This is a genomic window from Pseudomonas sp. GW821-FHT01E10, assembly GCF_059422365.1.
Window position 1 is genome coordinate 25,250 of record NZ_JBWKWT010000010.1, and the last position, 23,605, is coordinate 48,854.

21 protein-coding genes are annotated in these 23,605 nt (G+C 60.3%); 11 read left to right on the forward strand and 10 right to left on the reverse strand.

What is annotated here, in order from left to right; translation table 11 throughout:
* Positions 1-13: 13 nt before the first annotated feature.
* From AC07V0_RS18225 to AC07V0_RS18235, 3 genes are all read right to left on the reverse strand, one after another.
* Positions 14-2,047, reverse strand: coding sequence for an ABC transporter permease subunit (locus tag AC07V0_RS18225; RefSeq protein WP_172901218.1), 2,034 nt, complete (start codon positions 2,045-2,047; stop codon positions 14-16).
* Positions 2,048-2,508: 461 nt separating this feature from the next.
* On the reverse strand, positions 2,509-3,510 hold the full coding sequence (locus AC07V0_RS18230; protein WP_018927390.1) for a phosphate ABC transporter substrate-binding protein PstS: 1,002 nt from the start codon (positions 3,508-3,510) through the stop codon (positions 2,509-2,511).
* A gap of 248 nt (positions 3,511-3,758) precedes the next feature.
* A complete protein-coding gene (locus AC07V0_RS18235; RefSeq protein WP_018927389.1) occupies positions 3,759-5,057 on the reverse strand; it encodes an MFS transporter in 1,299 nt (432 codons plus the stop codon).
* Between the two features lie 365 nt (positions 5,058-5,422).
* On the opposite strand from AC07V0_RS18235, the gene AC07V0_RS18240 reads away from it, so the two are divergent.
* Entirely contained in the window at positions 5,423-5,827 is a 405-nt protein-coding gene (locus tag AC07V0_RS18240) for an acyl-CoA thioesterase (RefSeq protein WP_007896491.1), read from the forward strand.
* A 73-nt stretch (positions 5,828-5,900) separates the two neighbouring features.
* Entirely contained in the window at positions 5,901-6,800 is a 900-nt protein-coding gene (locus AC07V0_RS18245; protein WP_018927388.1) for a D-hexose-6-phosphate mutarotase, read from the forward strand.
* Positions 6,801-6,847: 47 nt separating this feature from the next.
* Here the strand turns inward: AC07V0_RS18245 and AC07V0_RS18250 are convergent, their stop codons facing one another.
* The 5 genes from AC07V0_RS18250 to AC07V0_RS18270 form a co-directional block, all read right to left on the reverse strand.
* The gene (locus AC07V0_RS18250) at positions 6,848-7,384 is read right to left on the reverse strand and encodes a DUF3299 domain-containing protein (protein ID WP_026286519.1); all 537 of its coding nucleotides are present in this window, start codon (positions 7,382-7,384) and stop codon (positions 6,848-6,850) included.
* Between the two features lie 88 nt (positions 7,385-7,472).
* On the reverse strand, positions 7,473-7,718 hold the full coding sequence (locus AC07V0_RS18255; RefSeq protein ID WP_018927386.1) for a GlsB/YeaQ/YmgE family stress response membrane protein: 246 nt from the start codon (positions 7,716-7,718) through the stop codon (positions 7,473-7,475).
* A 101-nt stretch (positions 7,719-7,819) separates the two neighbouring features.
* On the reverse strand, positions 7,820-8,902 hold the full coding sequence (locus AC07V0_RS18260) for a 5-(carboxyamino)imidazole ribonucleotide synthase (protein ID WP_007934491.1): 1,083 nt from the start codon (positions 8,900-8,902) through the stop codon (positions 7,820-7,822).
* An 11-nt stretch (positions 8,903-8,913) separates the two neighbouring features.
* The gene (purE, locus tag AC07V0_RS18265; RefSeq protein WP_003196369.1) at positions 8,914-9,405 is read right to left on the reverse strand and encodes a 5-(carboxyamino)imidazole ribonucleotide mutase; all 492 of its coding nucleotides are present in this window, start codon (positions 9,403-9,405) and stop codon (positions 8,914-8,916) included.
* Between the two features lie 224 nt (positions 9,406-9,629).
* Positions 9,630-10,544, reverse strand: a complete 915-nt coding sequence (locus AC07V0_RS18270; RefSeq protein WP_018927385.1) for a LysR substrate-binding domain-containing protein — start codon at positions 10,542-10,544, stop codon at positions 9,630-9,632.
* 180 nt (positions 10,545-10,724) lie between these two features.
* On the opposite strand from AC07V0_RS18270, the gene aspA reads away from it, so the two are divergent.
* Positions 10,725-12,149: an aspartate ammonia-lyase gene (gene aspA, locus AC07V0_RS18275; protein ID WP_007934488.1), complete on the forward strand. Its 1,425-nt coding sequence runs from the start codon at positions 10,725-10,727 to the stop codon at positions 12,147-12,149.
* 56 nt (positions 12,150-12,205) lie between these two features.
* On the opposite strand, the gene AC07V0_RS18280 is transcribed toward aspA, so the two are convergent.
* Positions 12,206-12,388 carry a hypothetical protein gene (locus AC07V0_RS18280; protein WP_138866537.1) on the reverse strand — a complete coding sequence of 61 codons (183 nt, stop codon included), beginning with the start codon at positions 12,386-12,388 and terminating at the stop codon, positions 12,206-12,208.
* Positions 12,389-12,638: 250 nt separating this feature from the next.
* On the opposite strand from AC07V0_RS18280, the gene AC07V0_RS18285 reads away from it, so the two are divergent.
* From AC07V0_RS18285 to AC07V0_RS18310, 6 genes are all read left to right on the forward strand, one after another.
* Positions 12,639-14,087 carry an alanine/glycine:cation symporter family protein gene (locus AC07V0_RS18285; protein ID WP_018927384.1) on the forward strand — a complete coding sequence of 483 codons (1,449 nt, stop codon included), beginning with the start codon at positions 12,639-12,641 and terminating at the stop codon, positions 14,085-14,087.
* A 133-nt stretch (positions 14,088-14,220) separates the two neighbouring features.
* Positions 14,221-15,225, forward strand: coding sequence for an asparaginase (locus tag AC07V0_RS18290; RefSeq protein ID WP_019651301.1), 1,005 nt, complete (start codon positions 14,221-14,223; stop codon positions 15,223-15,225).
* A gap of 94 nt (positions 15,226-15,319) precedes the next feature.
* Entirely contained in the window at positions 15,320-16,312 is a 993-nt protein-coding gene (locus AC07V0_RS18295) for an AraC family transcriptional regulator (RefSeq protein ID WP_086945214.1), read from the forward strand.
* A 71-nt stretch (positions 16,313-16,383) separates the two neighbouring features.
* A complete protein-coding gene (locus tag AC07V0_RS18300) occupies positions 16,384-18,273 on the forward strand; it encodes an ankyrin repeat domain-containing protein (RefSeq protein ID WP_140393630.1) in 1,890 nt (629 codons plus the stop codon).
* Between the two features lie 163 nt (positions 18,274-18,436).
* Complete coding sequence (locus AC07V0_RS18305; RefSeq protein WP_018927381.1) at positions 18,437-19,468, forward strand: histone deacetylase family protein; 1,032 nt, start codon at positions 18,437-18,439, stop codon at positions 19,466-19,468.
* A gap of 12 nt (positions 19,469-19,480) precedes the next feature.
* Positions 19,481-20,581 (forward strand): polyamine ABC transporter substrate-binding protein, encoded by a 1,101-nt coding sequence (locus AC07V0_RS18310; RefSeq protein ID WP_086945216.1) that lies wholly within the window; start codon positions 19,481-19,483, stop codon positions 20,579-20,581.
* A gap of 194 nt (positions 20,582-20,775) precedes the next feature.
* Here the strand turns inward: AC07V0_RS18310 and pdxR are convergent, their stop codons facing one another.
* Positions 20,776-22,326, reverse strand: coding sequence for a MocR-like pyridoxine biosynthesis transcription factor PdxR (gene pdxR / locus AC07V0_RS18315; protein WP_026286518.1), 1,551 nt, complete (start codon positions 22,324-22,326; stop codon positions 20,776-20,778).
* Positions 22,327-22,450: 124 nt separating this feature from the next.
* Here pdxR and AC07V0_RS18320 point away from each other — a divergent pair, with 124 nt between their 5' ends.
* Positions 22,451-22,897 carry a GNAT family N-acetyltransferase gene (locus tag AC07V0_RS18320; RefSeq protein WP_018927378.1) on the forward strand — a complete coding sequence of 149 codons (447 nt, stop codon included), beginning with the start codon at positions 22,451-22,453 and terminating at the stop codon, positions 22,895-22,897.
* 17 nt (positions 22,898-22,914) lie between these two features.
* Positions 22,915-23,586 (forward strand): GNAT family N-acetyltransferase, encoded by a 672-nt coding sequence (locus tag AC07V0_RS18325; protein ID WP_086945217.1) that lies wholly within the window; start codon positions 22,915-22,917, stop codon positions 23,584-23,586.
* The last annotated feature ends 19 nt before the right edge of the window (positions 23,587-23,605 follow it).

Consider the following 23,605-nt stretch of genomic DNA (forward strand, 5'->3'; position numbering starts at 1 on the left):
ACTTCTACCTTTGTTAAAGCGACGAGTATTTCTTGCGCAGACGCTGACGAATCAGTTCCGCGAGGGTGTTCATGATGAAGGTGAACAACAGCAGCACCAGCGCCGAGAGGAACAGCACGCGGTAGTGGCTGCCGCCGACTTCCGATTCGGGCATTTCCACCGCGACGTTGGCTGCCAGTGTGCGCAGGCCTTCGAACAGGTTCATTTCCATGACCGGGGTGTTACCGGTGGCCATCAGCACGATCATGGTTTCACCGACCGCACGGCCCATGCCGATCATCAGCGCCGAGAAGATGCCCGGGCTGGCGGTGAGGATCACCACGCGAGTCATGGTCTGCCACGGCGTGGCGCCAAGGGCCAGGGAGCCGAGGGTCAGGCCGCGCGGCACGCTGAACACGGCGTCTTCGGCGATCGAGTAGATGTTCGGGATGACTGCAAAGCCCATGGCCAGGCCGACCACCAGAGCGTTGCGCTGGTCGTAGGTGATGCCCAGGTCGTGGGAGATCCACATACGCATGTCACCGCCGAAGAACCAGGCTTCCATGTACGGGCTCATGTACAGCGACAGCCAGCCCACGAACAGAATCACCGGAATCAGGATCGCGCTTTCCCAGCCGTCCGGCACTTTCAGGCGGATCGACTCAGGCAGGCGACTGAAGACGAAACCGGCCACCAGAATGCCGATCGGCAGGAGCATCAGCAGGCTGAAGATGCCCGGCAAATGCCCTTCTACATACGGTGCGAGGAACAGGCCGGCGAAGAAGCCGAGGATCACCGTCGGCATCGCTTCCATCAGTTCGATCACCGGTTTGACCTTGCGACGCATGCCCGGGGCCATGAAGTACGCGGTGTAGATCGCTGCGGCGACGGCCAGGGGCGCGGCCAGCAGCATGGCGTAGAACGCGGCTTTCAGGGTACCGAAGGTCAGCGGCGAGAGGCTCAGCTTGGGTTCGAAGTCGGTGTTGGCGGCAGTCGATTGCCAGACGTATTTAGGCTCGTCGTAGTTCTCGTACCAGACCTTGCTCCACAACGCGCTCCAGGAAACTTCCGGGTGCGGGTTGTCGAGCAGCAACGGTTGCAGCTTGCCGCCTTGCTCCACGATCACGCGGTTGGCCCGTGGCGACAGGCCGAACAGGCCTTGGCCGTCGACCACCTGATCCACCAGCAAAGTGCGGTGCGCGGTGCTGTGGAACACGCCGAGCTTGCCGGACGCATCAAGGGCAACGAAGCCTTTTCGACGTTCTTCGGCGGTGATTTCAACAATCGGCGCAGCGCCCATCTGGAAGGTGCGGATTTGCTTCAGGCGCAGTTCGCCATCGTGATCGCGAGCCATGAACCACTGGGCGAGACCGCCCTTGGAGTCGCCGAGGATCAGTGAGATACCACCCACCAGCTGGGTGCTGGCGGTAATCTCGGCATCGCCGTCTTCGAGCAATTTGTAGCGACCGTTGAGACTCTTGTCGCGCAGGCTGAAAACGTCAGCCTGAGCACGACCGTTGACCACGTACAGCCACTGCTGACGCGGGTCGACGAAGATGTTCTTCACTGGCTCGGTCATTTGCGGCAGGTCGATACGTTTCTGCTCGTTGGTGACTTCGCCGGTCATCATGTTTTCTTCGCTGGTCAGCGACATGACATGCAGTTGCGCACCAGTGGAGCCAGCCAGCAGCAGGGTCGAATCGGTGGCATTGAGGCTGACGTGCTCCAGAGCGCCGCCCGCCTCGTTCAGCACGATTGGCGTTTCGCCGTACGGGTATTCGATGGCCGGCGAGATGGTTTTCTTGCCGTCCGGGTAGCTGACTTTATAGGTGTGACGGAACACCAGCACCTGACCGTTGGACAACCCCACTGCGACCAATGGATGGCCGGGTTGATCTTCACCGATGGAGGTCACGCTGGTACCGGCCGGGATCGGCAGGTCGACACGGCGCAGTTCGGCGCCGCTATCGATATCAAAGAATAGCGCCTGGCCCTTGTCGGAAACCCGCATGGCCACCTGGTTCTGTTCTTCAAGGGAGATCATCAGCGGCTTGCCGGCGTCTTGCATCCAGGCGGGCGTGATGGCGTCTTTGGCGGTCAGATCAGCCCCCTGGAACAGCGGCGCGACAACATAACCGAGGAAGAAGAAGATCAGGGTGATCGCGCCCAGGACGGCGAGGCCGCCGACAAGCACATACCAACGGGTCAGGCGATCTTTCAGCGCACGAATACGGCGCTTGCGGTGCAGCTCAGGCGTATTGAAGTCAATTCGCTTGGGGGGATTTGTAGTCATGGTGGAATTGGCCAGATCATTCATGCGCACACCCTAGCGATCCTGTATGACAGAAAGATGACAATGCAGTGACGCAACAAATCCGCCGCCAGTGGAAACTGGCAGTGGATCGGAAATTTGGGGGGCCGGGTTGCCAGCGTGGCAACCCTGAGCCTTTGCAGGAGCGAGCGATGCGGCGATTCCTTCGCGGGCAAGCTTCGCTCCTGCAGGTCCGGGTTTACCCCGGACCTAGGGTTTTACTTTTTTGCGACTTCAGCGCCGCCTTCCGCCAGACCCAGGTCAGCCAGTGCTTTTGCAGCAACCTTGGCTGGCAGTGGGATGTAGCCGTCTTTCACTACAACTTCCTGGCCCTGCTTGGACAGAACCAGTTTCACGAACTCGGCTTCCAGCGGGGCCAGAGGCTTGTTCGGGGCCTTGTTGACATATACGTAGAGGAAACGCGACAGCGGGTATTTACCGTTCAGGGCGTTTTCTTCGCTGTCTTCGATGAAGTCAGTGCTGCCTTTCTTGGCCAGGGCCACGGTCTTCACGCTGGCGGTCTTGTAGCCGATGCCCGAGTAACCGATGCCGTTCAGCGAGGAGCTGATCGACTGCACGACCGAAGCCGAACCTGGTTGTTCGTTGACGTTTGGCTTGTAGTCGCCTTTGCACAGGGCTTCTTCTTTGAAGTAGCCATAAGTGCCGGATACCGAGTTACGGCCGAACAGTTGTACTGGCTTGTTGGCCAGGTCGCCGGTCACACCCAGGTCGCCCCAGGTTTTCACATCAGCTTTGGCGCCGCACAGACGAGTCGAGGAGAAGATCGCGTCGACTTGTTCCATGGTCAGGTGCTGGATCGGGTTGTCTTTGTGTACGAAGACCGCCAGGGCGTCCACGGCCACCGGGATAGCGGTTGGCTTGTAGCCGTACTTCTGCTCGAAGGCCGCCAGTTCGGTGTCCTTCATCTTGCGGCTCATCGGGCCCAGGTTGGAGGTGCCTTCAGTCAGCGCAGGTGGCGCGGTGGCAGAGCCAGCGGCCTGAATCTGGATGTTTACGTTCGGGTATTCTTTTTTGTAGTTCTCAGCCCACAGGGTCATGAGGTTGGCCAGGGTATCGGAGCCGACGCTGGACAGGTTGCCCGACACACCAGTGGTCTTGGTGTAGCTCGGGATAGCAGGGTCAACAGCGGCAACCGCGTTGGCAGTCGCAACGCCAGCAGCGACAAAAGTCATTGCCGCCATCAAACGCTTCAGTTTCATGCCTTACTCCTAGCAGATAGGGTGTGTTAAGTCGGGGCCAAGTATCAGCAGGCCGTGTGAACACTCTATGGCTGAAATATGACAATTGGATGAAAGGCCAGTATTTGGATTTTTGAAGGGATATCGCGTCATCGTTCTTCGCGGGCAAGCCTCGCTCCTACAGGATCAGTGTCATTTCAAAACTGGCGCATGACCTGTAGGAGCGAGCGGTGCGGCGATCCGACTTGCCCGCGAAGGCATCGGTCGGCTTAGCGACCTTTCTTCCAGAGGTAACCACCCACCACAATCCCGACGCCGCAAATAATCGCCACGTAATACGCCGGCCCCATCGGGCTTTCCTTGAGCAGCAGGGTGACGACCATCGGGGTCAGGCCGCCGAAGATGGCGTAGGCCAGGTTGTAGGAGAACGACAGGCCGCTGAAGCGCACCACCGCCGGGAAGGCTTTGACCATCACATACGGCACTGCACCGATGGTGCCGACCAGCAAACCGGTCAGGGCATACATCGGGAACAGCCAGTCGGGATGATTGAACAGGCTGTGATAGAAGGTCCACGAGGTCAGCAGCAGCAACGCGCTACCGAACACGAACACCCGCCCGGCGCCAAAACGGTCAGCCAGTGCACCGGAGGCCACACAGCCCAGGCTCAGGAACACGATGGCCAGGCTGTTGGCCTGCAACGCGGTAGTCGGCGGGAAGTGGTAAACGGTCTGCAATACAGTCGGCGTCATGAGGATGACCACGATGATCCCGGCGGACAGCAACCAGGTCAGCAGCATGGAAATCAGAATCGCCCCGCGATGGTCACGCAGCACAGCGCGCAGCGGCACTTCTTCGGCCAGGGCTTTACGCAATTGCAGTTCGGCAAACACCGGGGTTTCGTGCAGCCAGCGGCGCAGGTAGACCGAGAACAGGCCAAACACGCCGCCCAGCAGGAACGGGATCCGCCAGGCGTAATCGGCCACTTCCACCGGCGTATAGAGGCTGTTGATTGCCGTGGCGACCAACGAGCCCAAAAGAATGCCGGCAGTCAGACCGCTGGTCAGCGTGCCGCAGGCATAACCGATATGCCGTTGCGGTACGTGTTCGGAAACGAATACCCAGGCTCCCGGCACTTCGCCGCCAATCGCTGCGCCCTGGATCACCCGCATCAGCAGCAACAGGATCGGCGCCCACATGCCTATCTGCGCATAAGTCGGCAGCAAGCCCATGATCAGGGTGGGTACCGCCATCATGAAAATGCTCAGGGTGAACATCTTCTTGCGTCCCAGCAGGTCACCGAAGTGCGCCATGACGATGCCGCCCAGCGGCCTGGCCAGGTAACCGGCGGCGAAAATGCCGAACGTCTGCATCAGGCGCAGCCACTCGGGCATGTCGGCGGGGAAGAACAGTTTGCCGACCACTGTGGCGAAGAACACAAAGATGATGAAGTCGTAAAACTCCAGCGCACCGCCCAGGGCAGACAGCGACAATGTCTTGTAGTCGTTGCGGGTCAGCGGACGTGCAGGTTGGGCTGGTTGCGCGATGCTCGAGGGCGCTGTGGTCATGGCAAGGGCTTCTCTTATAGTCAGATCTGCAACCTCAACAACGCTGGCGGAGGCTTGGGCAGGTTCGGCACGATAGCAAATTGTTCGAAAAAGCACATAGAGGTGCGTATTTGACGGTCGAAATGAGAACCGGACGGTCGTCTCGAAGTCTATCGACCGATATACTCACAACGTTGCAACGGTTTGTAAGGGGTTGCTGTGCGAAACCGTCGTTGGCACCCGTCAGCCGATTTCGCAGAGTTTCCCTTTAGGCGCCTTACGAAAAACGTGACGAACGTAGTATGTTCGGGGCTGAATCGTTTTTCCTTGAGACGGCTATTCACCTGAAGTACCAATGAGAGTCACGGGTCAGAGGCACCCCCGGCATGATAGAGCTCGAACAAGAAGATCCAATCCCGCAAGGCGACCTGGCCCTGCAAATTACCGCGCTTCCGCGTGAAACCAACGGCTTTGGCGATATTTTCGGCGGCTGGCTGGTGGCGCAGATGGATTTGGCTGGCACCGCAATGGCCAGCAAGGTTGCCGGTGGTCGCGTGGCCACCGTTGCGATCGATCGCATGGCGTTTCTGGTGCCGGTGGCGGTGGGCGCTCAGCTCTCCTTCTATACCCAGGCCCTGGAAATCGGTCGCAGCTCGATTCAGATGATGGTCGAAGTCTGGAGCGACGATCCACTGTCCAGCGAGTGGCGTAAAGTGACCGAAGCCGTGTTTGTGTTCGTCGCCATCGACGGCAGCGGCCGCACTCGTTCGGTTCCGCCCAGAGCTCGTTAAACAAGGCGCTCGTTAAACGCGGTGACCGTTTTGCGGTCCATAGCAGTCATTGTTCCTGATTGAGAGTCGCCCCATGAGCACGCCCACCGTCGAAGCCGTGAAACTGGATGAACTGAACTGCTGGCGCATCCGCCACGGTCAGGCCGAATTGCTGGTGGCCCAGCAAGGCGCGCACATCCTCAGTTATCAATTGGCCGGCCAACCGCCGCTGATCTGGCTCAACGACGAGGCAGTGTTCAAGACCGGCAAAGCTATTCGTGCCGGTGTGCCGGTGTGCTGGCCGTGGTTCGGCAATCTGTCGCGCAACCCGCAGAGTGTCCAGGCCATGCGCATCAGCCAGGAGCCGCCGACCGCTCACGGGCTGGTGCGAGCGATGGACTGGGAACTGGGCAGCATCGAAACCGAGGGCGAAAGCCTGAAGGTGGAATTCGTCCTGCCCTACCCTGAAGGCGGACTGCCAGGCTGGCCGCATCAGGTGGACTTGAAACTGAGCATTCGTCTGGATGAACAATTGCATATCAGCCTGACGAGCGAAAACAACGGCGCCGAACCCGTCACGATCAGCCAGGCGCTGCACAGCTATTTCGCGGTCAGCGATGTGCGCAACGTGCACGTTGAAGGGCTGGATGGCTTGAGTTACATCGAGACACTGGACGACTGGAAAACCGTCACTCAGACCGGTGATCTGCGTTTTACCGGTGAGACCGACCGCATCTATCTGAATACCCCGCCGACATTGAGCATCGTTGACCCGCATTGGGAGCGACGCATTGAACTGACCAGCAGCGGTTCGCGCTCGGCGGTGATCTGGAACCCGTGGGTCGACCGTGCGGCGGCGTTCAGCGACATGGCTGACGATGGCTGGCAGCGCATGTTGTGCATTGAAACGGCAAATGTGATGGATGATGTGGTGACGCTGGCGCCGGGGGCTAGCCATACCCTGGGCGTGAGCATCGCCAGCAAACCGCTTTAACACCACACAATAAATGTGGGAGCAGGCTTGCTCCCACATTTAAAAACCTACAAATCCGACTCCTTGACCACCCGCACCTGCGCCGCATCCAGCGCATACGCCGCATCCGCCAGGTCGTTGCTGACCTTCTCGATCTTCAGCGTACCGGTCACCCAAAGCGGTGTGTAGATGTCATTCAGCTTCAGGCCTTTGGGATAACGCACCAGCACCAGTTGGTTAGGCGGCGGCGGTGGCACGTGGATACAAGCGCCCGGGTACGGCACGAGGAAGAACAACGTGCTGCGGCCCTTCGCATCGGATTCCAGCGGTACCGGATAACCGCCGATGCGGATGTGCTTGTCGTTCATCGACGGCACGGTCTTGGTCGAATACATCACCGCCGGCAAGCCCTTGCTCTGCTTCATGCCACCTTTTTGGGTAAAGGTGCCATTGGCTTCCGGTGAGTTGTGATCGATTTCGGGCATGGCCTCGAGGGCCTTCTGGTCCGACTTGGGCATCAGTTCGAGCCAGTCGGTTTCCGGCAGTTCGCCGGCATGGGCCAAACCACTGCCCAGGAAGAGAAGAGTCAACAGAAGACGGCGCATGAAGGTGCTCGGCAAAGGAAAGGACGGTATAACGCCAAGCATTCTAGCCCTCTCCGGTGTTGGCGCAGAGAGGGCTTTGTCGCTTGAATCAGTTCTTTTTGATCAGGCCGTAGACCACCAGCAATATCACCGCGCCCACCAGCGCACCGATGAACCCTGCGCCCTGACCCGCATGGTAGATGCCCAGGGCCTGGCCGCCGTAAGTGGCCGCCAGCGAACCGCCGATACCGAGCAGGATGGTCATGATCCAGCCCATGCTGTCATCGCCCGGTTTCAGAAACCGAGCCAGCAGGCCGACGATCAAGCCGATAAAGATGGTTCCGATAATTCCCATGGCATTTCCCTCTGATTGAATTGGCTAAAGCCTAGCCAGACTTTGGCATCCTGCCATCAGAGAACGGCGGCCTCGGAAGGTTCCGCCGCTGCTACATGAAACTATTCGGCGATCAGCGCTTCGACCTTGAGGATCTGCGCGGCAAGCGTCGCACGGTCAGCACAACGCAGGTTGGCGTGACCAACCTTGCGGCCGACCTTGAAGGCCTTGCCGTAGTGATGCAGATGGCAATCGGCGATGGCCAGGACTTTCTCGGTGTCCGGGACTTTGCCGATGAAGTTGAGCATCGCGCTCTCGCCGACCTTGGCCGTCGAACCCAGCGGCAGACCGGCAACGGCCCGCAGGTGGTTTTCGAACTGACTGCACTCGGCACCTTCGGTGGTCCAGTGTCCGGAGTTGTGCACACGCGGGGCGATCTCGTTGGCCTTTAGGCCACCGTCGACTTCGAAGAACTCGAACGCCATCACGCCGACGTAGTCCAGCTGCTTGAGTACCCGGCTGGAGTAGTCTTCAGCCAACGCTTGCAACGGGTGGTCGGTGCTGGCCACGGACAGCTTGAGGATGCCGCTGTCGTGGGTGTTGTGCACCAGCGGGTAGAACTTGGTTTCGCCATCGCGAGCGCGCACGGCGATCAGCGAGACTTCGCCAGTGAACGGCACGAAGCCTTCCAGCAAGCAGGCGACGCTGCCCAGTTCGGCGAAGGTGCCGACCACATCTTCAGGCTTGCGCAGGACTTTCTGACCCTTGCCGTCGTAACCCAGGGTGCGGGTTTTCAGCACGGCCGGCAGGCCGATGGAGGCCACGGCGGCGTCCAGATCGGCCTGGGACTGGATGTCGGCGAACGCGGGAGTCGGGATCCCCAGGTCCTTGAACATGCTCTTCTCGAACCAGCGATCGCGGGCAATGCGCAGCGCTTCGGCGCTCGGGTACACCGGAACGAATTGCGACAGGAAGGCCACGGTTTCGGCCGGGACGCTTTCGAACTCGAAGGTCACCAGATCGACTTCATCGGCCAACTGACGCAGGTGATCCTGATCGCCGTAATCGGCCCGCAGGTGTTCGCCCAATGCGGCTGCGCAAGCATCCGGCGCCGGGTCCAGGAAAGCGAAGTTCATGCCCAGCGGAGTGCCCGCCAGCGCCAACATGCGACCCAACTGGCCGCCACCGATTACACCGATCTTCATCGTCAACAACCTCAGGCGATGCGTGGGTCTGGATTGTCCAGGACGCTGTCTGTCTGCTCAGCGCGGAATTTTTTCAGCACGGTATGAAACTGCGGATGCTTGGCGCCCAGGATGCTCGCCGAGAGCAGCGCTGCGTTGATCGCACCGGCCTTGCCGATGGCCAGGGTGGCGACCGGAATGCCGGCTGGCATCTGCACGATAGAAAGCAGCGAATCGACGCCCGAGAGCATCGACGACTGCACCGGCACGCCCAGCACCGGCAGGTGGGTTTTGGCCGCACACATGCCAGGCAGGTGGGCCGCGCCACCGGCACCGGCGATGATCACCTCGATGCCACGGGCCTCAGCCTCTTCGGCATACTGGAACAGCAGGTCCGGGGTGCGGTGGGCAGAGACCACTTTCACCTCGTAAGGGATGCCGAGCTTTTCCAGCATATCGGCGGTGTGGCTAAGGGTGGACCAATCGGACTTGGAGCCCATGATCACGCCAACCAGTGCGCTCATCGTCGTGCCTCTTCTCTCTGGGCGCCCGCGGGCGCGTCAAAAAACAACAAGCCACGCAAAATGCGTGGCTTGATTGTACGAATTATGGCCAGTCAAACCGGCCGAAGGCCGCGCAGTATACCTCAATGAAGCAGATAAACAGCCCCCCATACGACCATCTGTCATACGGCGCAAAGTACCGGTTTTATTGACTTCAGGGTCAGCCCGACGCCTACAAAAAATCATTAACCCGCAGGGTTTGGCGCTGTGCCGCCTTCCAGCTTGCGCCAGAGCAACCGCACATTCGCCTTGCGCACCAGCGCGCAGCGATACAGCCGAATCTCCAGCGGCACATGCCATTGCGGGCCACCGCAGATGACCAACTCGCCGCGAGCCAATTCGGCGCGCGCGCTCAAGCGCGGCACCCAGGCGATGCCCAGGCCTTCCAGCGCCATGCTTTTCAGGCTGTCGGCCATGGCGGTCTCGTAAATAGTGGTGAACCTCAGGGCACGCTGGCGCAACAGCATGTTCACCGAGCGCCCGAGAAATGCCCCGGCGCTGTAGGCCAGCAAAGGCACGCTGGTCTCGCCTTCCAGGTCGAACAACGGTTTGCCGTCAGCATCCGCGGCGCACACCGGGAGCATTTCAGTGTCTCCCAGATGCAGTGACGGGAAAATTTCCGGGTCCATTTGCATCGCGGAGTCCGGATCATAGAACGCCAGCATCAGATCACACCCGCCTTCACGCAGCGCATGCACCGCATCGCCGACGTTGGTGGCCACCAGCCGCGTGGCAATGTTCAGCCCTTCGTTGCGCAATTGTGCGATCCAGCGTGGAAAGAAACCCAGTGCCAGGGAGTGGGCGGCGGCGACCTGGATCACCTCGCCCTGCCCGCCTTCCAGGTGATGAAGATGACGTAACACTTCACCCAGCTGTTCGACCACGGTTCGCGCGGTCACGAGAAACAACTGCCCCGCTGCCGTCAGCTCGACCGGGGTGCGAGAGCGATTGACCAGGGTCAGCCCCAGCGCGGCTTCGAGGCTGCGGATCCGCCGACTGAAGGCGGGCTGAGTCACGAAGCGTCTTTCGGCCGCCTGGGAGAAGCTGCGGGTGGCAGCCAGAGCACTAAAGTCCTCCAGCCATTTGCTTTCCAGATTCATCACGCCCTCCCGGACATGCACCAATTTAGGTCACACGTTCGCCACGTACGCGGCGTCACACCGACATTATGCCGAATGTGCATAGCCCAGTGTTTAACAGCATTGGCCCAAAATTCTTCTCAAGCCTAGCATTTGCGCTATTCCGGCATAGACCGGGTCCATATCGAGATGATTTCTATCATGTCCTCCGCTGCATCTTTCCGCACAGAAAAAGACCTGCTTGGCGTACTCGAAGTACCTGCTCAAGCGTATTACGGCATCCAGACCCTGCGAGCGGTGAACAACTTCCGTCTCTCCGGCGTTCCGATTTCGCATTACCCAAAACTGGTTGTTGGTCTGGCGATGGTCAAACAGGCCGCCGCTGACGCCAACCGCGAGCTGGGTCACCTGAGCGAAGCCAAGCACGCTGCCATCAGCGAAGCCTGTGCCCGATTGATCCGCGGCGATTTCCACGAAGAATTCGTGGTGGACATGATTCAAGGCGGCGCTGGCACTTCAACCAACATGAATGCCAACGAAGTCATCGCCAACATCGCGCTGGAGGCCATGGGCCACAGCAAGGGCGAATACCAGTACCTGCACCCGAACAACGACGTGAACATGGCGCAGTCGACCAACGACGCCTACCCGACGGCTATCCGCCTGGGTCTGCTGTTGGGTCACGACGCGCTGCTGGCCAGCCTCGACAGCCTGATCCAGTCGTTCGCCGCCAAAGGTGAAGAATTCAGCCACGTCCTGAAGATGGGCCGTACCCAGCTGCAAGACGCCGTGCCGATGACCCTCGGCCAGGAATTCCGCGCCTTCGCCACCACCCTGAGCGAAGACCTGGCACGCCTCAAATCCCTGGCGCCTGAACTGCTGACCGAAGTGAACCTGGGCGGCACCGCGATCGGTACCGGCATCAACGCCGACCCGCGTTACCAGGCCCTGGCCGTTCAGCGTCTGGCCCTGATCAGCGGTCAACCGCTGGTGCCAGCCGCCGACCTGATCGAAGCCACCTCCGACATGGGCGCCTTCGTGCTGTTCTCCGGCATGCTCAAGCGTACCGCGGTCAAGCTGTCGAAGATCTGCAACGACCTGCGTCTGCTGTCCAGCGGCCCACGCACCGGCATCAACGAAATCAACCTGCCGGCGCGTCAGCCAGGCAGCTCGATCATGCCAGGCAAGGTCAACCCGGTTATCCCTGAAGCCGTGAACCAGGTGGCGTTCCAGATCATCGGCAACGACCTGGCCCTGACCATCGCGGCCGAAGGCGGCCAGCTGCAGCTGAACGTGATGGAGCCGCTGATCGCCTTCAAGATCTTCGACTCGATCCGCCTGCTGCAACGTGCCATGGACATGCTGCGCGAGCACTGCATCGTCGGCATCACCGCCAACGAAGAGCGTTGCCGTGAACTGGTCGAACACTCGATTGGCCTGGTCACCGCGCTGAACCCGTACATCGGCTATGAAAACGCCACCCGCATTGCCCGTGTTGCCCTCGAAAGCGGCCGCGGCGTGCTGGAACTGGTGCGCGAGGAACGCTTGCTCGACGAAGAAATGCTCGCCGACATCCTGCGCCCGGAAAACATGATTGCTCCGCGTCTGGTGCCTTTGAAGGCTTAACCAAACGCAGGCTCTTTTGAAGAGCACGCTCACCAGGTCGAGGGACTAGACACCTCTCACCTTTTGAGGGCTTGGGGATTTACTCCCTCAAGCCCTTTTTTTTCCAACACTTTGCGGATTTTACGAACATGTTGAATGTTTTCAGTGCCGCCAAGATCGCAGCCTTCGACAGCTTCTACAGGGTTTGACAGAGACCCGTAGAGGCTGCCGAAGGCTGCGATTTTTTGATTTTGCAGCACTTTCGTTTCGTCGATTGCACCACAACTGTGCAGACGGACGGCACTCTCCTATGTATAGTGCCGGCCCTCTTCGCGTGAGCGGTCGTCGATAACGAGACCCAAGCCCATGCGAAAGCCGAACTAATAACAACCCGCGAAATGGAACAGGGACGAACCTTCGACCCACCTGTTGTGCCACGCACAACCTGGTGTAACGCGATGTGTCGACCACCCAGTATTCGCACACACAAAAAATAGCGAGGAATAATCCATGCTCGAAGTCATCAACGACTTCCTCTCAGGGAAAGTACTGATCGCGCTCATTGTCGGGCTCGGTAGCTACTTCACGATCCGCTCGCGTTTCGTCCAGTTCCGCCATTTCGGCCACATGTTCAGTGTCTTCAAAGAGTCCCTTCACGGCCAGGCAGGCCAGCTGAGCTCGTTCCAGGCCCTGATGCTGAGCCTCGCCGGCCGCGTCGGCGCCGGTAACATCGCCGGTGTCGGCATCGCCGTGACCCTCGGCGGCCCGGGCGCCGTGTTCTGGATGTGGGTCACCGCACTGGTAGGCATGTCCAGCAGCTTCTTCGAATGCACCCTGGCCCAGGTCTACAAGCGCGCCGAAGGCGACGGCCTGTATCGTGGGGGCCCGGCCTACTACATTCAGCACGGCCTGAAGCTGAAAGGCATGGCGGTGGTGTTCTCCATCCTGCTGCTGGTCACCTACGGCTTCGCCTTCATCGGCCTGCAGTCCTACACCGTGACCCACTCGCTGCAGAACGCCTTTGCCTTCGACCCACGCCACACCGGTATCGTCCTGGCGGTGCTGCTGGCCATTACCTTCATCGGCGGCATCAAACGCATCGCCGCGGTGTCCGACCTGCTGGTACCGGTCAAGACCCTGGCCTATATCGGCGTGACCCTGTACGTGATCGGCACCCAGATCGAACACGTGCCAGCCATGCTGGAAACCATCTTCAAGAGCGCCTTCGGCCTCGACCCAGCCTTCGGCGGCCTGCTCGGCAGCGCCATCGTGATGGGCGTGAAGCGTGGCGTGTTCGCCAACGAAGCAGGCCTGGGCAGTGCGCCGAACGTCGCCGCCGTGGCCGCCGTGAAGCACCCGGGCGCCCAGGGCGTGGTCCAGGCCTTCAGCGTGTTCCTCGACACCTTCGTGATCTGCACCTGCACCGCGCTGCTGATCCTGCTGTCGGGCTTCTACACCCCGGGCTTCGAAGGTGACGGCATCGTCCTGACCCAGAACTCGCTGGCCGCCGTGGTCGGTGACTGGGGCCGCGTGTTCGTCAGCGTCGCGCTGTCGCTGTTCGTCTTCACCTGCATCCTCTACAACTACTACCTGGGCGAGAACAGCCTGCAGTTCCTCAGCCGCAACCGCGCCGTGCTGATGGTTTTCCGCGGCCTGGTTCTGGCGCTGGTGGTATGGGGTTCGATGCAGGACCTGTCGACCGTGTTCGCCTTCGCCGACATCACCATGACCTGCCTGGCCTTCGTCAACTTGATGGCCCTGGCCATGTTGTTCAAGGTCGGCCTGCGCGTGATGCGCGACTACGACGAGCAGCGCCGCGCCGGCGTCAAGCAGCCAGTGTTCGACTCCAGCAAATTCACCGATCTGGACCTGGACCTGAAGGCCTGGCCGAGCAGCCCAAGCCAATCGGCTCCACGCGAGCAAGGCGCAGCCCAGGGCACGCCTGCCACGCAACGCTGATCGCCCTAGCGGGTGGCTCCCCGCCACCCGCCGCGACAGACCGCAACGAGTGGCGTCCTGCCACTCGACGTGACACACCTTGCGCACGCAGGCATGCTGCGGCGCAAGGTGCATTCGTCCAGGAGACCCATCAATGAATTCCGCCTCTTACCCTGCCGCGCAGCACGTCATGGTGCTCTACACCGGTGGCACCATCGGCATGCAAGCCAGTGCCCACGGCTTGGCCCCGGCGTCCGGTTTCGAAGCGCGGATGCGCGACTACCTGCACAGCCAGCCTGAGTTGGTGGTGCCGCAGTGGCGCTTTCGCGAGATGTCGCCACTGATCGACAGCGCCAACATGACCCCTGCGTACTGGCAGCAACTGCGTGAAGCGGTGGTCGACGCCGTTGATGCCCAGGGCTGCGACAGCGTGCTGATCCTGCATGGCACCGACACCCTGGCCTACAGTGCCGCGGCCATGAGCTTCCAGTTGCTCGGCCTGAACGCCCGTGTATGTTTCACCGGCTCCATGCTGCCCGCCGGCGTGACCGACAGTGATGCCTGGGAAAACATCAGTGGTGCACTGGGTGCCCTTGGCCAAGGCCTGGCGCCGGGTGTTCATCTGTACTTCCACGGCGAACTGCTCGACCCGACCCGCTGCGCCAAGGTTCGCAGTTTCGGTCGTCATCCGTTCAAGCGACTGGAGCGTCAGGGCGGCGGCGTGAAAGCTTCCTCGATACCTGCCCAACTGAACTACAACCAGCCAAGGCAACTGGCGAAGGTCGCGGTGCTGCCGTTGTTCCCCGGCATCGGCGCCGAGCAACTGGATGGCCTGCTCAACAGCGGTATTCAGGGTCTGGTGCTGGAATGTTATGGCAGCGGTACCGGACCAAGCGACAACCCCGGGTTTATCGCCAGCCTGGAACGGGCACGAGACAATGGCGTGGTAGTGGTTGCGGTCACCCAATGTCATGAGGGTGGCGTGAAGCTCGACGTGTATGAGGCGGGCAGCCGCTTGCGCGATGCCGGCCTGTTGTCCGGTGGCGGCATGACTCGCGAGGCGGCGCTCGGCAAGTTGCATGGGCTGCTCGGTGCAGGGCTTGAAACCGCTGAAGTTCGGCGGCTGGTCGAACTCGACCTGTGTGGCGAACTGAGCTGACACAACACATAACCTTGTGGGAGCCCGCTCCCACAAGATCGTTATTGGGCACATAACTTGCTCCCGTTCCAGCATCTCGACGCTGGAAGACTCCATGCTCCACTCCCACCTCACCACCCTCAACGCCGTCTCCCTGGTGCTCAACACCTTCAAGGCCGAAGGCCTGTCCAGCGAGGCGTTATTGGCCGGCAGCGGCATCAGCGTGGCGGATCTGAGCCGGGCGGACACGCGCATCACCACCAATCAAGAGATGCTGGTGTGCGCCAATGCCGTCGCGCTGCGCCGCGATATCGGTCTGGAGTTGGGCCGGCGGATGCACGTTTCGTCCTATGGCATGCTCGGGTACGCCTTACTCACCAGCGCCACTTTAGGTGACGCCTTGCAGTTGGCGCTGCACTACCCGGCGCTATTGGGAACACTGTTCGAGTTGAGCCTGGAGGAGGATGGCGAGCGCATCTGGCTCACCGCGGGCGACTATCGGGAAAACCCCGCGCTGGCACCGTTCAATGTCGAGTTTTGCCTGGTCTCGATGAAAGTCACCTGCGAAGACCTGCTCGGCCACCCTCTACCTTTGCTTGGCGCTCGCTTCGATTACCCGGCACCGGACTATCAGGCGCGCTACAGCGAGCGTTTCGACTGTCCGTTGCAGTTTGATGCAGCGTCCAACGGATTTGCCTTCGACAAGCGCTGGCTCGAACACCCCCTGCCACTGGCCGACGCCATTACCCACCAGGCCATGGCCGAGCGCTGTCGCAAGCAAAACACCGAGTTCACCGGGCGTCAGGCCTGGCTCGGGCGCATCCGCCAATTGCTCGCCGCGCAACTGAGCGCGGCACCGGGTCTGGACGGGCTGGCCGAACAGCTGAACTGCTCGTCGCGCACCCTGCGCCGACATCTGAAGGACCTGGGATGCAGCTATCAGGAATTGCTCGATGAACTGCGATTCGAACAGGCCAAACGCATGCTTTGCGAGGATCAACTGCCGATCTATCAAATCGCCGAAGCACTGGGCTTCAGCGAGACCGCGAGCTTCCGGCATGCGTTTGTGCGCTGGAGTGGCGTGGCGCCGAGCCAGTTCCGGCCTTGAGATAAAACCAGGCACATCCGACCGGGCTGAACTACATTACGCAGCCCAATCTTTGCCGGTGTTCCTGCTTGATGCCCTTCTCTTCTCTTTGCACGCGCGCTGCCTTGCTGGCCTTGCTGCTCAACCTGCCCCTGGCCGCACAGGCCATTCAAATGGACTGGTTTGGCCTGCCCCCTCAAGCCGTGGTCGATACCCCCGAATACAAGATTGCCATCGTCCCTACAGCCGTCACGGAAAGTGCGACGGGCGTCTCACCGCCCATGGTCGGCTTGCTCAGCCAGTATCGCGGTTTGTTTTATCTGAATGTTTATCGCGATGAAAACTATCGGGAGCGCGCCTATAAGCTCGGCCCGATACCGCTGATGACTGCGCAAGAATTCCATGACTGCACCAAAAGTCAGGAAAACCTCGTCATGAGTCCCAGCGCCTCGCATATCGAGTTGGCGCCAGGCATCGCGGTGAACGAGCTGAGCTTTGAATGTGGGCGCAACGGCTGGGACACCAGACGTTACCTGCTGGTCGACAGCCGCAATCCGGGCACGCCGTTGCTGGCTATCGGGCGCGTCCCAAACGATCAGCACCTGGTTTTCCAGGCGCTGCAAGCGACCCTCCCGGACACTTCAGACGCCTGGCTCAAGGCATTGGAATCTTCGCGGCCGGCGCTGCGTTACCACGTCCCGGACGAGGCATTCGGTTTCAGCATTGCGGCTCAACCCTACGACGCCGGTGACGGCGCGAAACAACTGCGTGAGCTGCACCAGCAACTGGCCAAAGCCAAGGACAAAGGCCCGGGCCTGAAGAAAGTCGAAGAGCTGTTTCTCAACACTGACTTTCGCGTTGTCGGCGCCGACCAGAAAGATTTCGCCGGCCTGCTTAATGACATCGCTTTCTGGCGAAGTGCAAACACGCCGGACAAAGTCACCATCAATTTGTTGAAGGAAGTCATTCGCCGCGATCCTCAACGTATCCCGACCTATCTGAACATGGCAGACCTGCAGTGGTCCTGGTACGAAAAGACCCCCGCGTACACCACCAACCACGCACAGGCGTTGGAGTACTACCGAATTTACTGCGGCCTGCGCTTGGCACGCGACATGAGCATTCCCGATCGGGTCCTGGAAAGGCTGAATATCACCCAGGGCGATCCGCAAACCTGCAAGGCTCAATGGCCGCTGTTGCAAGCGGTCGACGCTCAGGATGAAACCCGCGTGCGCAGTCTTTTGGAAGCCGGCATTCCTGCCGATACCCAGGGCGAGGATGGGCGCAGTGCGTTGCTGCATTCACTGGATAAACCCAACTTTGCAATCGCTCGCTTGCTGCTGGAGCACGGCGCAAAGACCCAAGGCCTTAATGGCAGCGAGCCTTTGGTGATGCAGGCGCTGTACAAGGATCGCCGGGAAAGCAAAGACCCCGAAAAGGCCCGGCGCCTAAAATTTTTGCTCGAAGCGGGAGCCGCCATCGACGAGACCGATCTGAACGGTGAAACCGTGTTGATGCAACACGCCACGATCATGGATTCCGACCTGTTCACTTGGCTGCTCAAGTACCCTCAGAACCTCGACCTGCGAGAAAAGAAAGAAGGTCGATCCGCGCTTTACCTCACAATCGAAAGCGGCGCCTACCCTGCCGCTGCACGGTTGATCAACAGCGGAGCACAGTTGGACGTGGGTTATCGAGAAGGCACCTGCAACAGCAATGAAGAGGTACTCGAACCGGCACTGCTGCGCCTGGCCCGACGGGACCTGTCGAGCGGAATGGACCCTGTCGCCTACCAGCAACAAACGCTAGACCTGTTCACGTTGATGCTGGAAAAAGGCGCCGACCCTCGCGCCGGTCACCAGTGCAAGGGAGACAACCTGGCAGTGATGCGTTTTTGGTTAAAACAACGCAAACGTGAAGACATGCTGCAAGTACTGCAACGGTACTTCCCGGAAGAGGCAGGCTCCATTCCAAGCGCTTGAGCACTTTATTGCCCCGGACCGGGGCACTCCCGCGCCAATAAGGGGCGAATTTCGGTCAAATGTTTTGGCCACATAGATCCCCTTTTGGCCTTTCCTGCCGTTCTCCCAAACGTCGCCTGCCGCAAGACTGTGTTCAAACCGAATCAGCCTGCGGAGAACAACAATGCTGACGATCTACTCGGACGATCACCACCTGCACCACGGCCGTTGTGAATTGATGGACGGGCAATTGATGCCCTGCTTCGAAATGCCTTCACGGGCCGATCACGTATTGCAACGGGTCAAGGACCAGAACCTCGGCCCGGTTGAAGTGCCGAAAGACTTTGGCCTTGATCCGATCGCGCGCATCCATAGCCGCGACTACCTCGACTTCTTCAAAGGCGCCTGGGCGCGCTGGACCGCATTCAATACCGACGGCGACTTGCTGCCCTACACCTGGCCGGCCCGCACCTTGCGCCGAATCATGCCCACCAGCCTGCACGGCCAACTCGGCTATTACAGCTTCGACGGCGGCGCACCGATTACCGCCGGCACCTGGCAAGCGGCGTACAGCGCAGCGCAAGTTGCCCTCACGGCCCAAGCGGCGATCCAGCGCGGCGCCCGCAGTGCCTTCGCCCTGTGCCGTCCACCGGGACACCATGCCGCCAGCGATTTGATGGGCGGCTATTGCTACCTCAACAATGCTGCCATCGCCGCTCAAGCGTTCCTCGATCAGGGCCATAAAAAGGTCGCGATCCTCGATGTCGATTACCACCACGGCAACGGCACTCAATCGATTTTCTACGAACGCAGCGACGTGCTGTTCACCTCGATCCACGGTCATCCAGAAGCCGAGTTTCCGTTCTTCCTCGGCTACGAAGACGAACGCGGTGAAGGCGCAGGCGAAGGGTTCAACTTCAACTACCCATTGCCCGCCGGCAGTGCTTGGGACCGTTGGAGCGCCGCGCTGGAACAAGCCTGCAAAGAGATCGAAACGTACGGCGCCGACATCGTTGTCGTGTCCCTGGGCGTCGATACGTTCAAGGACGACCCCATCTCCCAATTCAAACTCGACAGCCCGGATTACCTGGCGATGGGTACCCGCATCGCAGGCCTCGGCAAGCCGACGCTGTTCGTGATGGAAGGCGGTTACGCGGTAGAAGAAATCGGCATCAACGCCGTGAACGTTCTCGAAGGTTTTGAAAGCGCCCAATGAGGAATTAGAAGAATGAACAGACTCAAGCGTCTTATCGCTCCAGCGCTCTGCGCCACACTGCTCAGTGGCGCCGTCCATGCTGAAGAACGTACTTTGCGGGTCTACAACTGGTTCGACTACATCACCCCCAAAGCCCTGGACGATTTCAAGGCTCAGAACACCCAGACCAAACTGGTCTACGACATCTTCGACACCAACGAAGCGCTGGAAGCCAAGCTGCTGACCGGCAACTCCGGCTACGACGTGGTGGTGCCGTCCAACGTGTTCCTCGCCAAGCAGATCGAAGCCGGCGTATTCCAGCCAGTGGACCGCAGCAAACTGCCGAACTGGAACCACCTCGACCCCAAGCTGATGAAGCTGATCGAAGCCAACGACCCGGGTAACAAATTTGCCGTGCCGTACATGTACGGCACCATCCTGATTGGCTTCAACCCGGCCAAGGTCAAGGCTGCGCTGGGCGACAACGCACCGGTGAACAGCTGGGACCTGATCTTCAAGGAAGAGAACATCAGCAAGCTCAAGCAGTGCGGCGTGGCCCTGCTCGACTCACCTTCGGAGATCCTGCCGCTGGCCCTGCAACACCTCGGCCTGGACCCCAACAGCAAGAAGCCAGCGGACTACGCCAAGGCTGAAGCGCTGTTGATGAAGATCCGGCCGTACATCACCTACTTCCATTCGTCCAAGTACATGGCCGACATCGCCAACGGTGACATCTGCGTCGCGGTCGGGTATTCCGGCAGCTTCTCCCAGGCCGCCAACCGCGCCAAGGAAGCCAAGAATGGTGTGATCGTCGACATGCGCCTGCCCAAGGAAGGCGCGCCGATCTGGTTCGACATGCTCGCGATCCCCAAAGGCGCGAAAAACCCGGAAGACGCCTACACCTTCATCAACTACCTGCTGCAACCCCAGGTCATCGCACCGGTCAGCGACTTCGTCGGCTACCCGAACCCGAACAAGGACGCCACGGAAATGGTCGACCCGGCGATTCGCAACAACCCGAACCTGTACCCGACCGAAACGGCGATGAGCACGCTTTACACCCTGCAACCCTTGCCTCGCGATGCTGAACGGGCACGGACCCGGGCCTGGACCAAGATCAAGTCCGGGACCTGAAACACCCGGTGAATCAAAGACCCGCGCCATCGCGGGTCTTTTTTGGTCAACGGCTAATAGGGGGGGCTTTGATCTGCGCGGGTGGCAGCAATCAGGAACTCATCGCCATTTATCGCGGCGAGATCAGTCGCACACTCGCCGCCTCAGTGTTTTTCATAGATCAGCGGTTCATTTAAAAACCGGGAGGCCATCGTTCAATCCCGCCAGACCTGTCGCAACCGTGCCAGCGCCGACTCTATCGCTGGCTCTGGCACCGCCGCAAAACCCAATACCAGACCGGCGCGCTGATCGACTGGTGTCCTGGAGTCCGGTAGCCAATAGTTGCTCAAGCCATTGATCTCCACACCCACACTTTCCGCTTGTTCGATCAGTCGCCGTTCGCGGGCCAGGCTGTCCACCGAAACCGTCATGTGCAGCCCGGCGGAGACGGTGGGCAGGCTACCCACTCCGGTCATCCCCGCCGGCCAGCCGCCCAGCAAACAATTGCGACGGCTGAGGGCGGCACGCCGCATCCGGCGAATGTGCCGCTGGAAATGCCCGGCGGCCATGAACTCGGCCATCACCGCTTGAGTGCTCACTTCAGAATGCCGCACATCCACCGCCCGACGCTGCGCGAATGCGTCCACCAGGCCCGGCGGCAGCACCAGATAACCCAGGCGCAGCGCCGGAAAAGCGACCTTGCCGAAGGTGCCGACATACAGCACCCGCCCATGGCGATCGAGTGCCGCCAGCGGCGCCAGTGGCGCGCCGCTGTAACGGTACTCGCCATCGTAGTCGTCCTCGATGATCCAGCCCTGGTTGCCCTCGGCCCAGGCGAGCAGTTCCAGACGCCGGGCCAGACTCATGACCACACCGGTCGGGTATTGATGGGAAGGCGTAACGTAAGCCAGCCGGCAATCGCTCAACTGCGCCAAGGCGCTGCAGTCGATCCCCTCCTCATCCACCGGCACACCGTGCAGCTGCGCACCGGCTACCGCAAAGGCATGGCCGGCAGCGCGATAACCCGGATTTTCAATCCCCACCCCATCGCCAGGCTCCACCAGCAACTGTGCACAAAGGCTGATCCCCTGCTGCGCGCCACTGGTGATCACAATTTGCTCAGCGGCGCACTGCATCCCTCTCGAGCTGCGCAAGTAGGCAGCAATCAATCCGCGCAAGCGTTCATCACCTGCCGGGTCGCCATAACACAGCTGCTGTAAATCCGGCTTACGCCAGAAAGCCGCATTCAGCTTGGCCCAAACCTCGAACGGGAACAGATCGAACGCCGGGACGCCGACCCTGAATGCGCGCGGCGGACCACCAGGCGGCACAGCCAAATGATTCTTTTCAACGCGCCCCAAAGCACTGCTGTGGATAACTTTACTGGATGGAACAACAGGTAAATCCAGCCAATTTGTGGATAAGGTTGTGGGTAACCCTGTTGAAAACCCTGTGGATACTTTTGTGGATAATTTTTTCGCCGGCAACGCCGCCTGAGGCAATTGCGCCACGTAAGTCCCGTCACCCACACGCCCCTCGATGAAGCCTTCAGCGTAAAGCTGATCGTAGGCACGAACCACGCTGTTGCGGGAAATCGATAAGGCCGTAGCCAGATCGCGACTGGCCGGCAGTCGTGTGCCGCTGGCCAATCGTCCGTCGAGTACGCGTACCCGCAGCGCTTGATAGAGCTGTCGACTCAGGCCCTGGCGGCGGTCGAGTTCGATACCCGCCGGGTTGAACGACGAGGGAAGCGGCGTATTCGACATGACAATGGACCTATGAAATTGGTCATTAATGGCTCTTACAACAGACCATTAGCCTGCCTAGGATGAAGGCATTCGCCAAGGAATTTTCCATGTACCTGCCACTTTGACGCGTTAAGGAATGAACATGAGTCAGATCGACATCCGCCAGGTCACCGCCGACGATCACGCTGCCTGGCTGCCGTTGTGGCAAGCCTACTTGCGCTTCTACAACACCGAGCTGCCCGAGGCGGTCACTCAAAGCACCTGGCAGCGCCTGCTCGACCCGAGCGAACCGACCCACGGGGCGCTGGCCTGGGTCGACGGCAAAGCGGTGGGCATGGTGCATTTCATCTATCACCGCTCGAACTGGAGCATCGAAAACTCCTGTTACCTGCAAGACTTGCTGGTGACACCCGAAACTCGTGGCACCGGCGTCGGTCGGCAACTGATCGAATTCGTCTACAGCACAGCCAAGGCCGACGGTTGCTGCAAGGTCCACTGGCTGACCCACGAAACCAACGCCACCGCGATCCAGCTCTACGAGCGCATCGCCGAACGGCCCGGTTTCATCCAGTTTCGCAAAGCCCTTTAAGGTTCAAGGAGAACACCATGTCGACTTCACTCGCAGACTGGAAAGGCGTTCCGGCGCCCTCGGTCCAACTGATCGAAGGGCGTTTCATTCGCCTGGAAAAACTCGACCCGGCGCGTCACGCCGACGGTTTGTGGAAAGCCCTGGAAGGCCCGGGCTCAGACCCGAAACTCTGGGACTATCTGCCCTACGGTCCTTTCCCGGAACGCAGTGCGTTCAATGACTGGCTGAACAACCATGCGGCCAACAGCGATCCGTATTTCTTCAGTGTGATCGACCGTGTCAGCGGCGAGGTGCAGGGCCTGCTCAGCCTGATGTCGATCGTTCCTGCCCAGGGTCGCATCGAGATCGGCCATGTGACCTTCGGCGCACCGATGCAGCGCTCGCCGAAAAGTACCGAGGCGGTTTACCTGCTGGCCAGGGAAGCCTTTGCGTTGGGTTACCGGCGCCTGGAATGGAAGTGCAACAACGGCAACGCTCGCTCCAAGTACGCAGCAGAGCGGTTGGGGTTCAGTTTTGAGGGGGTGTTCCGCCAGCACATGGTGGTCAAGGGTCAGAACCGCGACACAGCGTGGTATTCGATTCTGGACTCGGAATGGCCGACGATTAAGGCGGGGTTCGAGCGGTGGTTGAGCGATGAAAACCAGACGGAATCGGGGCAGGTGAAAACGTTGACGGAGTGCCGCGGGTAAGCTTCGGCGCCCGGACGAC

What these genes read in the sequence shown, in the direction of transcription:
- AC07V0_RS18240 (WP_007896491.1), top strand. Translation starts at nt 5,423, where the DNA reads ATGATAGAGCTCGAACAAGAAGATCCAATCCCGCAAGGCGACCTGGCC.
- AC07V0_RS18285 (WP_018927384.1), top strand. Translation starts at nt 12,639, where the DNA reads ATGCTCGAAGTCATCAACGACTTCCTCTCAGGGAAAGTACTGATCGCG.
- AC07V0_RS18250 (WP_026286519.1), bottom strand. Translation starts at nt 7,384, where the DNA reads ATGCGCCGTCTTCTGTTGACTCTTCTCTTCCTGGGCAGTGGTTTGGCC.
- AC07V0_RS18325 (WP_086945217.1), top strand. Translation starts at nt 22,915, where the DNA reads ATGTCGACTTCACTCGCAGACTGGAAAGGCGTTCCGGCGCCCTCGGTC.
- AC07V0_RS18290 (WP_019651301.1), top strand. Translation starts at nt 14,221, where the DNA reads ATGAATTCCGCCTCTTACCCTGCCGCGCAGCACGTCATGGTGCTCTAC.
- AC07V0_RS18245 (WP_018927388.1), top strand. Translation starts at nt 5,901, where the DNA reads ATGAGCACGCCCACCGTCGAAGCCGTGAAACTGGATGAACTGAACTGC.
- AC07V0_RS18235 (WP_018927389.1), bottom strand. Translation starts at nt 5,057, where the DNA reads ATGACCACAGCGCCCTCGAGCATCGCGCAACCAGCCCAACCTGCACGT.
- AC07V0_RS18300 (WP_140393630.1), top strand. Translation starts at nt 16,384, where the DNA reads ATGCCCTTCTCTTCTCTTTGCACGCGCGCTGCCTTGCTGGCCTTGCTG.
- AC07V0_RS18295 (WP_086945214.1), top strand. Translation starts at nt 15,320, where the DNA reads ATGCTCCACTCCCACCTCACCACCCTCAACGCCGTCTCCCTGGTGCTC.
- AC07V0_RS18310 (WP_086945216.1), top strand. Translation starts at nt 19,481, where the DNA reads ATGAACAGACTCAAGCGTCTTATCGCTCCAGCGCTCTGCGCCACACTG.
- AC07V0_RS18270 (WP_018927385.1), bottom strand. Translation starts at nt 10,544, where the DNA reads ATGAATCTGGAAAGCAAATGGCTGGAGGACTTTAGTGCTCTGGCTGCC.
- AC07V0_RS18255 (WP_018927386.1), bottom strand. Translation starts at nt 7,718, where the DNA reads ATGGGAATTATCGGAACCATCTTTATCGGCTTGATCGTCGGCCTGCTG.
- AC07V0_RS18305 (WP_018927381.1), top strand. Translation starts at nt 18,437, where the DNA reads ATGCTGACGATCTACTCGGACGATCACCACCTGCACCACGGCCGTTGT.
- purE (WP_003196369.1), bottom strand. Translation starts at nt 9,405, where the DNA reads ATGAGCGCACTGGTTGGCGTGATCATGGGCTCCAAGTCCGATTGGTCC.
- AC07V0_RS18260 (WP_007934491.1), bottom strand. Translation starts at nt 8,902, where the DNA reads ATGAAGATCGGTGTAATCGGTGGCGGCCAGTTGGGTCGCATGTTGGCG.
- aspA (WP_007934488.1), top strand. Translation starts at nt 10,725, where the DNA reads ATGTCCTCCGCTGCATCTTTCCGCACAGAAAAAGACCTGCTTGGCGTA.
- AC07V0_RS18230 (WP_018927390.1), bottom strand. Translation starts at nt 3,510, where the DNA reads ATGAAACTGAAGCGTTTGATGGCGGCAATGACTTTTGTCGCTGCTGGC.
- AC07V0_RS18225 (WP_172901218.1), bottom strand. Translation starts at nt 2,047, where the DNA reads ATGCAAGACGCCGGCAAGCCGCTGATGATCTCCCTTGAAGAACAGAAC.
- AC07V0_RS18320 (WP_018927378.1), top strand. Translation starts at nt 22,451, where the DNA reads ATGAGTCAGATCGACATCCGCCAGGTCACCGCCGACGATCACGCTGCC.
- pdxR (WP_026286518.1), bottom strand. Translation starts at nt 22,326, where the DNA reads ATGTCGAATACGCCGCTTCCCTCGTCGTTCAACCCGGCGGGTATCGAA.